The 12,475-nt window shown below is 63.2% G+C and carries 15 protein-coding genes; 8 read left to right on the forward strand and 7 right to left on the reverse strand.

Annotated features, from left to right (window positions below; translation table 11 throughout):
• Positions 1–7: 7 nt before the first annotated feature.
• Entirely contained in the window at positions 8–541 is a 534-nt protein-coding gene (locus AC522E_RS11630) for a CDP-alcohol phosphatidyltransferase family protein (RefSeq protein WP_500746427.1), read from the reverse strand.
• A 146-nt stretch (positions 542–687) separates the two neighbouring features.
• On the opposite strand from AC522E_RS11630, the gene purM reads away from it, so the two are divergent.
• The 4 genes from purM (at position 688) to AC522E_RS11650 (ending at position 3,505) form a co-directional block, all read left to right on the forward strand.
• Positions 688–1,755 (forward strand): phosphoribosylformylglycinamidine cyclo-ligase, encoded by a 1,068-nt coding sequence (gene purM, locus AC522E_RS11635; protein WP_500746428.1) that lies wholly within the window; start codon positions 688–690, stop codon positions 1,753–1,755.
• Entirely contained in the window at positions 1,755–2,402 is a 648-nt protein-coding gene (gene purN, locus AC522E_RS11640; RefSeq protein ID WP_500746429.1) for a phosphoribosylglycinamide formyltransferase, read from the forward strand. Before purM ends, purN begins: the two co-directional genes overlap by 1 nt.
• A 98-nt stretch (positions 2,403–2,500) precedes the next feature.
• The gene (locus tag AC522E_RS11645; RefSeq protein ID WP_500746430.1) at positions 2,501–3,202 is read left to right on the forward strand and encodes an RNase A-like domain-containing protein; all 702 of its coding nucleotides are present in this window, start codon (positions 2,501–2,503) and stop codon (positions 3,200–3,202) included.
• Between the two features lie 9 nt (positions 3,203–3,211).
• Positions 3,212–3,505, forward strand: coding sequence for a hypothetical protein (locus AC522E_RS11650; protein WP_500746431.1), 294 nt, complete (start codon positions 3,212–3,214; stop codon positions 3,503–3,505).
• A gap of 486 nt (positions 3,506–3,991) precedes the next feature.
• Here the strand turns inward: AC522E_RS11650 and AC522E_RS11655 are convergent, their stop codons facing one another.
• The 3 genes from AC522E_RS11655 to ndk form a co-directional block, all read right to left on the reverse strand.
• Positions 3,992–4,354 (reverse strand): hypothetical protein, encoded by a 363-nt coding sequence (locus AC522E_RS11655; protein WP_500746432.1) that lies wholly within the window; start codon positions 4,352–4,354, stop codon positions 3,992–3,994.
• A gap of 189 nt (positions 4,355–4,543) precedes the next feature.
• Positions 4,544–6,703: a molybdopterin-containing oxidoreductase family protein gene (locus tag AC522E_RS11660; RefSeq protein WP_500746433.1), complete on the reverse strand. Its 2,160-nt coding sequence runs from the start codon at positions 6,701–6,703 to the stop codon at positions 4,544–4,546.
• Between the two features lie 152 nt (positions 6,704–6,855).
• Entirely contained in the window at positions 6,856–7,278 is a 423-nt protein-coding gene (ndk, locus tag AC522E_RS11665; RefSeq protein ID WP_500746434.1) for a nucleoside-diphosphate kinase, read from the reverse strand.
• Between the two features lie 207 nt (positions 7,279–7,485).
• Between ndk and AC522E_RS11670 the strand changes: the two genes are divergently transcribed.
• Positions 7,486–7,896, forward strand: a complete 411-nt coding sequence (locus AC522E_RS11670) for a DUF2147 domain-containing protein (RefSeq protein WP_500746435.1) — start codon at positions 7,486–7,488, stop codon at positions 7,894–7,896.
• Positions 7,897–7,969: 73 nt separating this feature from the next.
• Here AC522E_RS11670 and AC522E_RS11675 read toward each other — a convergent pair whose 3' ends face one another.
• Entirely contained in the window at positions 7,970–8,677 is a 708-nt protein-coding gene (locus AC522E_RS11675) for a glutathione S-transferase N-terminal domain-containing protein (protein WP_500746436.1), read from the reverse strand.
• Between the two features lie 199 nt (positions 8,678–8,876).
• Between AC522E_RS11675 and AC522E_RS11680 the strand changes: the two genes are divergently transcribed.
• Positions 8,877–9,131 (forward strand): hypothetical protein, encoded by a 255-nt coding sequence (locus AC522E_RS11680; RefSeq protein WP_500746437.1) that lies wholly within the window; start codon positions 8,877–8,879, stop codon positions 9,129–9,131.
• Positions 9,132–9,195: 64 nt separating this feature from the next.
• On the opposite strand, the gene AC522E_RS11685 is transcribed toward AC522E_RS11680, so the two are convergent.
• Together AC522E_RS11685 and AC522E_RS11690 are read right to left on the reverse strand one after the other, a co-directional pair.
• On the reverse strand, positions 9,196–9,654 hold the full coding sequence (locus AC522E_RS11685) for a GNAT family N-acetyltransferase (protein ID WP_500746438.1): 459 nt from the start codon (positions 9,652–9,654) through the stop codon (positions 9,196–9,198).
• Positions 9,651–10,295: a glutathione S-transferase family protein gene (locus AC522E_RS11690; RefSeq protein WP_500746439.1), complete on the reverse strand. Its 645-nt coding sequence runs from the start codon at positions 10,293–10,295 to the stop codon at positions 9,651–9,653. The genes AC522E_RS11685 and AC522E_RS11690 overlap by 4 nt, the downstream gene beginning before the upstream one ends.
• Before the next feature lie 128 nt (positions 10,296–10,423).
• Here AC522E_RS11690 and AC522E_RS11695 point away from each other — a divergent pair, with 128 nt between their 5' ends.
• Complete coding sequence (locus AC522E_RS11695) at positions 10,424–10,828, forward strand: DUF4345 domain-containing protein (protein ID WP_500746440.1); 405 nt, start codon at positions 10,424–10,426, stop codon at positions 10,826–10,828.
• Between the two features lie 228 nt (positions 10,829–11,056).
• The gene (locus tag AC522E_RS11700; RefSeq protein ID WP_500746441.1) at positions 11,057–12,463 is read left to right on the forward strand and encodes an adenylate/guanylate cyclase domain-containing protein; all 1,407 of its coding nucleotides are present in this window, start codon (positions 11,057–11,059) and stop codon (positions 12,461–12,463) included.
• Positions 12,464–12,475: the final 12 nt, after the last annotated feature.

The following is a 12,475-nucleotide window of genomic DNA, read 5'->3' on the forward strand; positions in this document are numbered from 1 at the left end:
TCGCGCTTCAGCCCGACATGTGCCGGAGCCACCCACCGAGATAGGCACCCGCAGAGGCAACGGTCAAGGCGGCGACGACCCACATCATGGCGAGTCTGGCCGCCTCCCCGACGTCGATTGCGAACGCATTCGACCCGAGGGCGAAGGCCGCGAAGGCAATCTGTGCGGTGGTGTTCAGCTTGCTGACCAGGAGCGGCTTGATTTCGACGGGGCGCCCCATGATCCAGGACAGGAGCACGGCCCCGACGATCATCGCGTCCCGGGACACCACGACGATGGCAAGCCAGCCCGGAATGGCGCCCACGATGGCGAGCGTGACGTAGATCGAGACCAGGAGGGCCTTGTCCGCGATCGGGTCGATATAGGCGCCGAACTCGCTGCGCATGTCGAAGTGCCGCGCGATGAAGCCGTCGGCCGCGTCGGAGATCCCCGCCGCGACGAAGAGCACGAAGGCCATCTCCCACCGCTCCTGCATGATCATGACGATCAGGAAGGGGACGATGATGAGACGGCCAATCGTGATGAGGTTCGGGATCGTCATCGAGGAGATGATGGGGTTTCGGTAGCGCGGCTGCAACGGTCAAGCTTGGCTGCCTCCCCGATCGTCCCCCAAGCCCGCCCGATCATAATACCCCCTTGCCTCCGGCTTCCTCTCGCCTTACTGCCCCGCATGGACGGGGTAGGCCGATGACCGAGAAACAGCAGAACGGACTCACCTATGCGCAGGCGGGCGTCGATATCGACGCGGGCAATGCCATGGTTGATCAGATCAAGCCTTTGGTGCGCTCCACGCGCCGCCCGGGCGCCGATGCGGAGATCGGCGGGTTCGGCGGGCTGTTCGACCTGAAAGCGGCTGGGTTCAAGGATCCGATCCTGGTAGCCGCCAATGACGGGGTCGGCACCAAGGTCAAGATCGCCATCGACACCGGCATTCATGACACGATCGGCATCGACCTCGTGGCCATGTGCGTCAACGACATCATCGTCCAGGGCGCGGAGCCCCTGCTCTTCCTCGACTATTTTGCCACCGGCAAGCTCGAGCCGGATGTCGGCGTCGCCATCGTCAAGGGAATTGCACAGGGCTGCCTTCAGGCCGGATGCGCCCTGATCGGCGGGGAAACCGCGGAAATGCCCGGCCTCTATGCCAGGGGCGACTACGACCTCGCGGGCTTCGCCGTCGGCGCCGCCGAACGCGGAACCCTGCTGCCCAAGGAGGTGAAGGCGGGCGATGTGCTTATCGGCCTGCCCTCGTCCGGCGTCCATTCCAACGGCTTCTCCCTGGTACGCCGGATCGTTGAGATGTCGGGCCTCGCCTGGGACGCGGAGGCTTCCTTCGCACCGGGTCGCAGCCTCGCCCAGGCCCTCCTGGAGCCGACCCGGATCTATGTGAAGAGCCTTCTCGCCACCCTTAAAGGCGGAGACGGCGTCAATGCGCTCTGCCACATCACAGGCGGCGGCTTCCCCGACAACATTCCGCGCGTCCTGCCAGACGGCATCGGCGTACGGCTCGACCTCGACGCCATTCCCGTTCCGCCCGTCTTCGGCTGGCTGGCGACAACCGGTGGCGTCGCCGAGGCGGAGATGCTGCGCACCTTCAATTGCGGCATCGGCATGATCGTGGTGGCGGCCCCCGACCGGGCGGAGGATGTCATGCAGCGCCTTCGCGCCGCGGGCGAAAGTCCGGTCCGCATCGGCGAGACCGTCGCCCTCGGGGACGGGGAGCCTGTGCGGACATCGGGACGTCTGAGTCTGTGATGGCCCGTCGTCGCATCGCCATCCTGATTTCCGGGCGTGGATCGAACATGGTCTCGCTCATCGAGGCGGCCGGCGTCGCCGATTTTCCCGGCGAGATCGCCCTCGTCCTCTCCAACCGCCCCGATGCGGGTGGGCTGGAGCGGGCGAGAAGAGCAGGCATCGAGGCGCTCGCCATCGACCACAAGGCCTATTCGACCCGCGAAAGCTTCGAGCAGGCGCTCGACGAGGCCCTGCGGGAAAGGCAGATCGAATTCATCTGCCTCGCCGGCTTCATGCGCGTCCTGACCTCCTGGTTCGTGGAGCGCTGGGAAGGCCGGATGATCAACATCCACCCCTCCCTCCTGCCGCTGTTCCGCGGCACCCACACCCACCAGCGGGCGCTGGAGGAAGGCGTGCTGGTGCACGGCTGCACCGTGCATTTCGTGGTGCCGGAACTGGATGCGGGCCCCATCGTGGCGCAGGCCGCCGTACCGGTCGTCCCCGGCGACACCGAGGACAGCCTTGCGGCCCGCGTCCTGGTGCAGGAGCACCTGCTCTACCCGCAGGCCCTGCGCATGATCTGCGACGGCCGGGCGAAGCTCGAGGGCGGGCGTGTCGTGTTCACGGAAAGCTGGTGCGCCAACGGAGCCTTGTGCTCGCCGGGCTGAGGCTTGCTGCATCACAGATCCATCGTGCTTGCGCGCGGGACAGGCGGAAAGCCTAGTGAATAGATCAAGCTTGACAATGTTCATATTTTGTTCCTATAATGCAACGTATTTACGATGCATTTGGATCACCGATGAATTTGTCCTCTTCGTCCACCTGCGATCTACTGGCGATCCGCCGTTCCTTAGCGCTCGCCCAGTTGGAATTGCGGTGTCTGAGGCTCTCTACCCTGCTCAAGCGGTACAATCCGAGCCAGCCACGCGTTCCAGCCGGGCAACCCGGCGGAGGCCGATGGGCTGGTGAAGGAACTGGAGAAGGTGCGGTCTCTCCTGACGCTTCGGTCACCCCAGCCGCTTCTCGCGACGATGATAGAGCTCCTCTCAAGATCGACTTACAGGAAGAGGAAGAGCGCGGCAGTCACACGCTCGAAAGGCATGTTGGAAAAACAGATACCGAGCTCCTGGAGCGCTTGGAGCGGGAACATTGGGATTTGTGGTTTGTCGAGGGAGGAACCCGACGGGCCGGCTCGTTCTTTTCGCTCGGAGAAGCGAATGAATACATCGGCAAGACCTTGGAAGCCAACCAATCTACTGTCGATGAGGTTGCATCGGGCCGAGTACGCAAAGCCTTTCTAACGTACCGCTTCGGCTTCGTTACTGGCCGAGAGGCAATCGTAAATCCAGAAAAGCGGACAAGCAGTCTCCGTAGAACCTACGGGGTAGGTGTTTACATCTTTCACGACAAGCTCTCGCGAAATGGATTCCGTATCCAGACAGCTTATCCACGCAACGATGCTCAATAGGAATAACCGATGAACTTTCCCGATGAGTTTAAGAAACTAGCCTTCGACGTGCTGTGTGCGAGATTGAGCGATGTGAAATCTGAAGAAGAGTTGCGATTTTATCTATTGAAAGATTTCAAGCCTGAGAGCCGGCGACGGCTCGAATCCTACCTCACCGAGATCCTCGATGGCCGCTATAGCGACAAAGAGATCAATGCCTTGTGGGACAAGACTGGAACGGACATCATGTTCTTCCGCCCGGAAGCTGCCCGAGCCTTCCTGCTCAAAGTCCGCGACTGGCTCGCACAAGACGATCCGCCTTAGCCGAACTCAGCTCTCACGGATCAGAAAGCTTGAGCGATGCGATGAGGAGCGAGGCATTGTCTCTCCGGGCCTGCGCCTGATCTACGACGACCGGGCGAAGCTCGCCAGTATGAAGACAGCGCCTGTCGTTCCGGGGCGAGCGAAGCGAGAGCCTGGAACCCATAGCCGCTGACAGATCAGGATAGAGCGCAACGGGTAGAGCATCGGACGTGAAATCGGACGCACGTCCGATGGTCTAGAGCATTTTTCGGCGAAGTGGATCCGGTTCGCCGTCAAAAAATGCGGCACAACAATCAAGAGAGCTGATTCCACGTAAGTGGAAGCGGCTCTAAGGTTATGGGTCTGAGCATCTTTTTTGCGCAGAACCGGTGCCCACTTCTGCGCACGATGCTCTAAGACCACGTTTTATTCGTAAAACTCAGCGGTAATGGGTTCCGAACCTGGTCCTTCGGACCATCCCGGAATGACGGTGGAAGTGCCTCTCCCTCAGATCTGAGGCCGCTGCAGCTTGCAGGAATCGAGGGCGCCGAAGGCCTTGGCGCGGGCGCCGTCGTTGAACACGCCGGTGTCGCGATAAGACTGCACCTCGTTGGCGCTCATGGCGCGCAGGGTGCGGCCGGCATAGCAATCGCATTTGCGCGACAGGGAGGCCTCGCTCACATTCTGCATCCTCGCCTGGGTGATGGTGCAGGCCTGCCGTACGCGCGACTGCAACTCGCCCATGCTGGCGGTCTTCAGGGCCGGATCGGGCTGGTACTGGGTCGGCATGTTGGAGGCTGACGCAAAGGCAACACTGGTCGATGCGGCGATGGCGATGGCGGCCAGCACCGGGCGGAGGACGGTTCTCATGGGGACTCCTGATGAAGAATGGCTCAGCCTAAGGATAGGCCGATTGCGGGAGGATCAAGAGGCGGACTCGAAGAGCCTTGAAACTCAGGGTCGATTTCGTGGTCACGGAGCCGCGAACCCGCCCTGAATTCCTTGACGGGCCGCATTCTTCGGACGGGAAACCGGTTCCCGCGTTTCCCTAAAAAGGCACTACCCAGCAACAGGTTGCGCGTCGCGCGTCGATTCCGCCGGGTGGGACGGCAGCGAGAAGTCCCTGCCTGGCTCCGCCCTTGCGAGAGCGACCCGGTTGTCGTGGAAGGCCGCGCCGCCGTAAGGAGCGGGCTGATCCGCTCCCGTGAGCGTATTGATGCCGCGGCCATAGGGATGCGCCTCGTTGGGCCAGAGCCCCTCGGCGATGAGAACACCGCGCCGCACGCCGTCGAAGAGACGCGCGCGCAGGTAGACCTCGCCGCGTCGGTTCCTGAGCACCACCCAGTCGCCATCGGCGATCGCAAGCGGCGCAGCATCCTGCGGATGGATCATGACCTCGGGCCGCCCCTCCTTCGCCCGCGAGGTCGGCGTTTCGTTGAAGGTCGAATTGAGGAACTGCCGGGCGGGGCTCGTCGCGAGGCGGAAGGGATTCTCCTCCGTCGCTTCCTCGATGACGGGCCAGTAGTCGGGAAATGTCGGGATCGCAGACCAAGGCCCCATCGGCCCGTTATTGCCGGAGGGCACATGCGTCCAATCCGGCCTGAAGCGGAACTTGCCGTCCGGATAAGCAAAGCCATCGAGGTAATGCGCCTCGCGGAACTCCGGCTGCGCGTCCACATGCACCTTCGCCTCAAGGTCCTCGATGGAGTTCCAGCCGGAATGTTTCAGGGTCCAGTCGATCAGTTCCCGCGGCTCCATGTCGAAGCCGCGATGCGAGGCGCCGACACGTGCCGCGATGGCACGGATCACCTCGTGGTTCGAGCGGCACTCGCCCGGCGCATCGACGAGCTTGGGACCCAGCTGGAAATGCTGGTGCCCACCGGCGGAATAGAGATCGTCGTGTTCCATGAACATGGTCGCCGGCAGCACGATATCGGCCATCACGGCCGTCTCGGTCATGAACTGCTCGTGTACGCACACGAACAGGTCTTCACGGGAAAATCCGCGCTTCACGCGGTCCTGCTCGGGCGCGACGGAGACCGGGTTCGTGTTCTGGATCAACATGGCCTTGACCGGCGGCCCATGAGCCAATGCGTCGGGGTCGCCGGTGAGAACCCGGCCGATCTGCGACTGGTCGAGCTGGCGGATCGTCCTGTCCGCGGCGTCGTGGGCTTCGATCAGCGCCTTGTTCCAATGATAAATGCCGCTGTTGCTGTGGAAGGCGCCGCCGCCCTCGTACTGCCAGGCACCCGTAACCGCCGGAATGCAGGAGGCAGCATGCATGTTGATGGCGCCATTGCGCTGGCGCGAAAATCCGAAGCCAAGACGAAAATAGGTGCGCCGGCGCTCGCCGACGAGACGGGCGAAGGCCTCGATTTCCTCGACGCTCAAGCCTGTGATCGCGGCCGCCCACTCGGGCGTTCGGCTTGTCATATGAGCTTCGAGCTCGTGGGGATGATCCGTATAGCGCGTGAGATAGTCCCGGTCGGCATAGCCGTCCCGGAACAGGACATGCATGACTGCGCAGGCGAGCGCCCCATCCGTGCCGGGCTTGAGGAGAAGTGCCATGTCGGCCTGCTTCATCGTCGCGTTCATGTAGATGTCGATGGCGACGATCTTCGCCCCGCGCTCCTTTCTGGCGCGCATGGCATGGGTCATGACGTTGACCTGGGTATGCACCGCGTTGGTGCCCCAGATGACGACGCAGTCCGACATCGCCATCTCGCGCGGGTCGGGCCCGGCCAGCCTGCCCGTTCCGGCGATGAAACCCACATAGGACGTGCCGGTGCAGATCGTGGAATACTGGCCGGAATACTTCTTGACGTTGCGCAGGCGGTTGATGCCGTCGCGCATGACATAGCCCATTGTCCCCGCGTAATAGTAGGGCCAGACCGACGCGGCGCCGAAATCGTTCTCCGCCTCCAGGAATTTCGCCGCGACGATATCGAGCGCCTCGTCCCACGAAATCCGCTCGAACAGGCCCGATCCCTTCGGGCCGGTGCGCCTGAGAGGATGGAGCAGGCGCTCCGGATGATGGATGCGCTCCGCGTAGCGCGCCACCTTCGCGCAGATCACGCCCGCCGTGTAGGAATTGGACTTCGCCCCGTGGACCCGGCCGATGGCGCGCCCGTCGATCACCTCGACGTCGAGAGAACAGGTCGACGGGCAGTCATGCGGGCAGACGGACGGGCGACGTTCGATGCGAGGGCTCTGATTCATGGCGCGGGCATCTTCCGACAAATGCGGCCGGATGGAAAGCGCGCCTCAGGGGGAGAGGTGAAGGACGACGGCCCGAGAACGGAAATCCCCGGGACAAGCCCGGGGATGGAAGGGGTTTCCCGTCGGTGCGACGAGAGGCGCGGTCGTCTGCGTCAGCCGACGATCTCGTTGCCCGAGAAGAACTGGCCGATCTCGATCTTGGCATTGTCCTGGCTGTCCGAGCCGTGGACCGAATTCTCGCCGATGGACTTGGCGTAGAGCTTGCGGATCGTGCCTTCGGCTGCGCTCTCCGGATTGGTGGCGCCCATGATCTCGCGGTAGCGGAGCACGGCGTTCTCGCCCTCGAGCACCTGCACGACCACCGGGCCGGAGATCATGAAATCCACGAGCTCGCCGAAGAAGGGACGCTCCTTATGGACGGCATAGAAGGTCTCGGCCTCGCGGCGGCTCATGAGGATGCGCTTCTGCGCCACGATGCGCAGGCCGGCTTTCTCGATGACGGCATTGATGGCGCCCGTCAGGTTCCGCTCGGTCGCGTCGGGCTTGATGATGGAGAAGGTGCGCTCGATGGCCATGAAACTCACTCTTGAAGAGAAAAATGGGAAGTGCCGCGCTTATACCGGCGGGTCCTCCATGCCTCAAGCGCCTTTTCGCGCCTGCGAAGGCCTCGTCCGTCCTCCAGAGCCGCCGGTTTCCACCGCCGATCCGATGGCCTCCTGTCCGAAATGCTCTAATCTTTCCCTCCGAGGTCCGTCCGAAGACCGATATTCCGGGAGTTGACCATGAAGCCTGCCCACCTTGCCGCCGCCCTCGGCCTCGCCGTTCTGACGGGGCCTGCGCTGGCCCAATCCGCCGACCCCAGCGGCATCTATCTCAGCGAGAGCAAGGAAACACGGGTGAGGATCGCCAGGTGCGGCGGCGCCTATTGCGGCACCATCGTGTCCGTCCAGGGCGAGACGAAGGACGTGAACAACCCGGACGCAAAGCTGAAGGGACGCAACCTCGTGGGTGTCCAGATGATCTCGAACATCCAGCCTGCCGGCGATACGTTCACCGGGCAGCTTTACAACTACAAGGATGGCAAGACCTATACGGGCAAGATGAACTTCAAGGGCGGGAACGCCATGGAACTCTCCGGCTGCGTCCTCGGCGGCCTCATCTGCCGCTCGCAGACCTGGACGAAGGTGAACTGACAGGACCGCATCACTGTCATTCCGGGCTGGGCCCTGGGCCGTTCCGGAATGACAGAGCGATGCTCTTGCGGCCCTACCGCGCCCGTTGCCCGAAGAGCACGGCCTGGACGGCGGGGTCCGTCAGGTCGGTTTTCTCCCGTTCCTCCGAACTGACCGCGATGCCCCGGGCGACGGCGGGACGGCCAAGCACGGTTGCGAGCCAGCGCTTCACGTGCGGGAAATCCTCGATGTTCTGCCCCTGCCGCTCCCACATCTTCGCCCAGGGGACGATGGCCATGTCGGCAATGGAATACTCGCCCGCGACGTATTCGCGGTCCGCAAGCTGCTTGTTCAGGACGCCATAAAGCCGGTTGGTCTCGTTGGTATACCGGTCGATGGCATAGGGAACCTTCTCTGGTGCGTAGATGCGGAAATGGTGCGTCTGGCCGAGCATCGGTCCGAAGCCGCCCATCTGCCAGAACAGCCATTGCTCCACCTCGACGCGGCCACGCTCGTCCCCGGGGTAGAACCGGCCGGTCTTGCGGCCGAGATATTGCAGGATCGCCCCGGATTCGAAGACCGAGATCGGCTTCCCGTCCGGTCCGTTGGGGTCGACGATGGCGGGCATCTTGTTGTTGGGCGAGATGGCGAGGAATTCGGGCTTGAACTGGTCCCCCTTGCCGATATTCACCGGATGCACGGTATAGGGCAGCCCCGTCTCCTCGAGCATGATGGTGATCTTCCATCCATTCGGAGTCGGCCAGTAATACAGTTCGATCGGTTGTTGGACGGACCCCGCCATAGCATGCCACTCCTGGTCTTGTTCACTGAACGCTCGTTTCAGGACGTTAAGACATAAGATCGTGACAGTCGTCCCGGAAGGCAACGAATTTCCGTGGACAGGGCGAATGGCGGCCCCTCGAGCCTTGCATGTTCCAACGTTTCATATCAGATGCCCCAAGCGCCATTATTCAGAACCATGGGCGCAATAGGGGCATTCGATGACACATCGCATTCTGCGCACCGTTTTTGCCGCCGCCACGGTGTTTCTTCTCGCCGCGCCACTCCCGGCCTTCGCTCAGACCATGCCTAAGAAGGAGCCGACGGCGGGCCAGCTCGCCGCCCGCGAGCGCATGACCAAGTGCAGCGCCGAGTGGAAGGGCGCCAAGGCCGCCGGGAAGGTCACGAAGGAGATGAAGTGGCCGAAATTCTGGAGCGAGTGCAACAAGCGCCTGAAGGGCGGCGACAAGGCCTGAAGAGGCTCTTCCTACCATTCCGGGGCGATCTGCGGCGTGGCCCCGGAATGCTGGAGAGGAGTTTCTAGAGCTTCTTCTTGAAGCCCTCGTGGCTGCAGGCGAAGCCGAGGCGCTCATAGAACCGATGAGCGTTCTTGCGCGTCTTGTTCGAGGACAGCTCGAGCATCCTGGCGCCGCGCCGGCGCGCCTCATCCTCTGCGAAGACCATCATCCGGGAGCCGATCCCGCCGGACCGGCGCGAAGTCTTCACCTTCACGCTCTCGATCTTCACGCGAAGCGCGCCGCGTCCCGTGAGATTGGGGATGAAGGTGAGCTGGAACGTGCCGACGACCTCCTTCCCATCCGTTGCGACGTAGAGGCTGCTTTCGCGGCTCTGCGCGATCGCGGCGAAGGCAGCTTCATAGGCGGGCTCGTTCTCCTGCGTCCAGGCGTCGCCATTGGTCCCGAGCTCATCCTCCTCATGGAGGCGGATGATGGCTTCGAGATCCTGCGGCTCGGCCTCGCGGATCGTCAGCGCACTCATGCGGCCTCACGGGACTCTTTGGGAAGGAGCGCATCGGCCGGCTTGAATCCGGGAAGCGCCTCGACGCGCTTCACCCAGGTTGCGACCTGGGCATAGTCGGCCAGATCGAGACCGGCGCCTCCCGCAAAGGCCACGACCCCGTAGATATCGATATCGGCGATGGTCGGGCCCTCGCCCACGAGCCAGTCGCGACCGGCGAGATGGCCATCGAGCACCTTCAGCGCTGCCTTGGCGGCATTCTGACAATCCTCGAGGACGTCCGCCGGCGCACGACGGATGCCGGCCTTGATGATCCTGGCGCGGTACAGCGGCGCAGCCAGGCGATCGAAATCCCAGTACAGCCATTCGCGGGCCTGCAGGCGCTCGTCCAAGCTGGAGCCGCCGAACTTGCCCAAGGTATCGGCGAGATATTCCAGGATCGCCGCCGATTGGCAGAGATGGCGGCCGTTGGAGCGGTCCACCAGCAGAGGCACCTGCCCGTAACGCTGCTTCGACAGATAGGGCGGGCGCTTGTGTTCGCCTTCCATGAGGTTCATGTGCGTGTAGTCGAAGGGCTCTCCGGCCAGGGAGAGCATCAGGCCGACCTTGTAGGTCGGGCCGGAAACGAACATGCCGTGGAGATCGAAACGTGCGGACATCATGGGACCTGTGCGATGGAACGCGCCGACCCTAGAGGATTCTCTCGGGCCGCAAAACCGGGACCGGCATGAATTCGATTGATTCACGGGTCGAAAGGACCAAAATCTCAGATCGGAACGACGGGGCGCGCATGGACAAGCAACGGCGACTTTTACAGCAGGCGGTGGCGGTCCTCGCCATCATTCCCGTCGCGGCGGGTCTCTTCGGGGTTCTGTTCGGCCAGGCGCTGACCGGCGATGCGGTCAGCATCTCGGCGGAAAGCCATTTCCGGTTTCTGTCCGCGCTCCTCCTCGGCATCGGTCTCTGCTTCTGGAGCACCGTGCCGAGGATCGAGCTGAGGACCAACAGGTTCCGGCTCCTCACGCTGCTCGTGGTCATCGGCGGCCTCGGACGGCTGGTGGGGCTCATGCTGACGGGATTGCCATCGCTCTTCATGCTGGGTGGACTTTTCCTGGAGTTGATCGTCACTCCCGCCCTGTGCCTTTGGCAGACCCACGTCGCCAACCGTTATGCGGAGGAATTCGGCGTCGCGTGACGGAAACCGTCCCCGCATGGACATGGCGGGGCCGCAATCGACTCTCAGAATCCACTCACCCTCCGAGGTTCCGGCACGCTTCCCTGTCGCCAAAGAGTGAGCGGCTGTTCCCAAGTGGTGATATTATAAGCTGTTGATGTGCCGTTTCCCGTAACGGGGCCCGGTGCCGCGTGGCGACGGTCGATCCGATGTCAGGCACCGGGTGGAGCCCTCCAAGGAGGCTGCACCATGGGCGAAGATCAGAAGCTTTTCACGGTCCTGCGCCAGTCGGCGGATCCGGCAGCCGTTGCAGTGATCGAGCGCCTGGTCCGGGAGGCCCCGGACCACGCATTGAACCGGATCAACGTGCTCTCCCTCGCAGGCCAGGCGGGCGTCGACGAGGAGCGTCTGATCGCGGCCTTCCTGCACGCCGCGCGCCTGGGCATTTTCGAAATGTCCTGGAACGTGCTGTGCCCTGGATGCGGCGGGGTCCTGGATGCCGGGACAAGCCTCAAGACCGTGACCCACGAGGCTTACAGCTGCGCCCTGTGCGGGGCGGGCTATGAGCCGACCCTCGACGAGATGGTCGAGGTGACCTTCACCGTCAGCCCGCGCGTACGCAGGATCGCCGCGCATGACCCCGACACCCTGCCCATGTGGCATTACGCCCGGCAGTTCTTCTGGAGTTCGGGGGTCGACCTTCCGGAGGATTTCGAGGCGATCATCGAGGAGATTGTCCTCGATTCGATCGAAATCGCGCCGGGAGAGCGTGCGTCCCTGTCATTGCAGCTTCCGGCCGAGTTCATCATCGTCTTCGAACCGGTCACCCACGAGGCGCAGTTCATCGACGTGAAGGGCGAACCATCCAAGGAGCGCCAGAACCTGTCGATCGTCTACAACGAGGGCCACGCGCACCACGATACGGTGGAACTGAGGCCGGGCCCTCTGCGGCTGTCGCTGGAAAACCGGACGGCGAAGCGGGTCCTACCGGCGGTCTGGATCGCCAATGACAAGCTGCATGCCCTGCTCGGTCGGCGCAGGCCGTTCGTCACGGCCAAGCGCCTGCTGTCGAACCAGACCTTCAGGGATCTCTATCGCACCGACACGCTCGATATCGACCAGCGCCTGAAGATCACCAGCCTGACCTTTCTCTTCACGGATCTGAAAGGCTCGACGGAATTGTACGAGCGGGTCGGCGACCTCGTGGCCTACGACCTGGTCCGCGAGCATTTCCGCGTGCTGAACGAGATCGTGGCATCCGAGGCCGGAGCCGTCGTGAAAACCATCGGCGACGCGGTCATGGCGACCTTCCCGACACCGGACCATGCCCTGTCGGCCGCGCTGCGGATGCGCGAGGCCATGCGCTCCCTCAACGAGGCGCGCGGGCAGGAGGACCTCCTGCTGAAGATCGGCATCCACGAAGGGCCCTGCCTCGCCGTGACCCTGAACGACCGGCAGGATTATTTCGGCCAGACGGTCAACATCGCCTCGCGAGTCCAGGGCCTTGCCCTCTCGCGGGCCATCTTCGCCACGGGCTCCGTCGTGGAGGATCCGAACGCGTCGCGCATCATCGCGGCGCGCGGCCTGCACCCGACACTGCAAAGGACCGCCCTGCGCGGTATGCAGGAAGAGTTCTCAGTCTACGAGATTCCCTGACCGGCCCGGCGC

Source organism: Microvirga sp. BF8 (assembly GCF_059888585.1).

Excerpts from the sequence above, each read along its gene's own strand:
- AC522E_RS11630 (WP_500746427.1), bottom strand. The coding sequence starts at position 541 with ATGACGATCCCGAACCTCATCACGATTGGCCGTCTCATCATCGTCCCC.
- purM (WP_500746428.1), top strand. The coding sequence starts at position 688 with ATGACCGAGAAACAGCAGAACGGACTCACCTATGCGCAGGCGGGCGTC.
- purN (WP_500746429.1), top strand. The coding sequence starts at position 1,755 with ATGGCCCGTCGTCGCATCGCCATCCTGATTTCCGGGCGTGGATCGAAC.
- AC522E_RS11645 (WP_500746430.1), top strand. The coding sequence starts at position 2,501 with ATGCAACGTATTTACGATGCATTTGGATCACCGATGAATTTGTCCTCT.
- AC522E_RS11650 (WP_500746431.1), top strand. The coding sequence starts at position 3,212 with ATGAACTTTCCCGATGAGTTTAAGAAACTAGCCTTCGACGTGCTGTGT.
- AC522E_RS11655 (WP_500746432.1), bottom strand. The coding sequence starts at position 4,354 with ATGAGAACCGTCCTCCGCCCGGTGCTGGCCGCCATCGCCATCGCCGCA.
- AC522E_RS11660 (WP_500746433.1), bottom strand. The coding sequence starts at position 6,703 with ATGAATCAGAGCCCTCGCATCGAACGTCGCCCGTCCGTCTGCCCGCAT.
- ndk (WP_500746434.1), bottom strand. The coding sequence starts at position 7,278 with ATGGCCATCGAGCGCACCTTCTCCATCATCAAGCCCGACGCGACCGAG.
- AC522E_RS11670 (WP_500746435.1), top strand. The coding sequence starts at position 7,486 with ATGAAGCCTGCCCACCTTGCCGCCGCCCTCGGCCTCGCCGTTCTGACG.
- AC522E_RS11675 (WP_500746436.1), bottom strand. The coding sequence starts at position 8,677 with ATGGCGGGGTCCGTCCAACAACCGATCGAACTGTATTACTGGCCGACT.
- AC522E_RS11680 (WP_500746437.1), top strand. The coding sequence starts at position 8,877 with ATGACACATCGCATTCTGCGCACCGTTTTTGCCGCCGCCACGGTGTTT.
- AC522E_RS11685 (WP_500746438.1), bottom strand. The coding sequence starts at position 9,654 with ATGAGTGCGCTGACGATCCGCGAGGCCGAGCCGCAGGATCTCGAAGCC.
- AC522E_RS11690 (WP_500746439.1), bottom strand. The coding sequence starts at position 10,295 with ATGATGTCCGCACGTTTCGATCTCCACGGCATGTTCGTTTCCGGCCCG.
- AC522E_RS11695 (WP_500746440.1), top strand. The coding sequence starts at position 10,424 with ATGGACAAGCAACGGCGACTTTTACAGCAGGCGGTGGCGGTCCTCGCC.
- AC522E_RS11700 (WP_500746441.1), top strand. The coding sequence starts at position 11,057 with ATGGGCGAAGATCAGAAGCTTTTCACGGTCCTGCGCCAGTCGGCGGAT.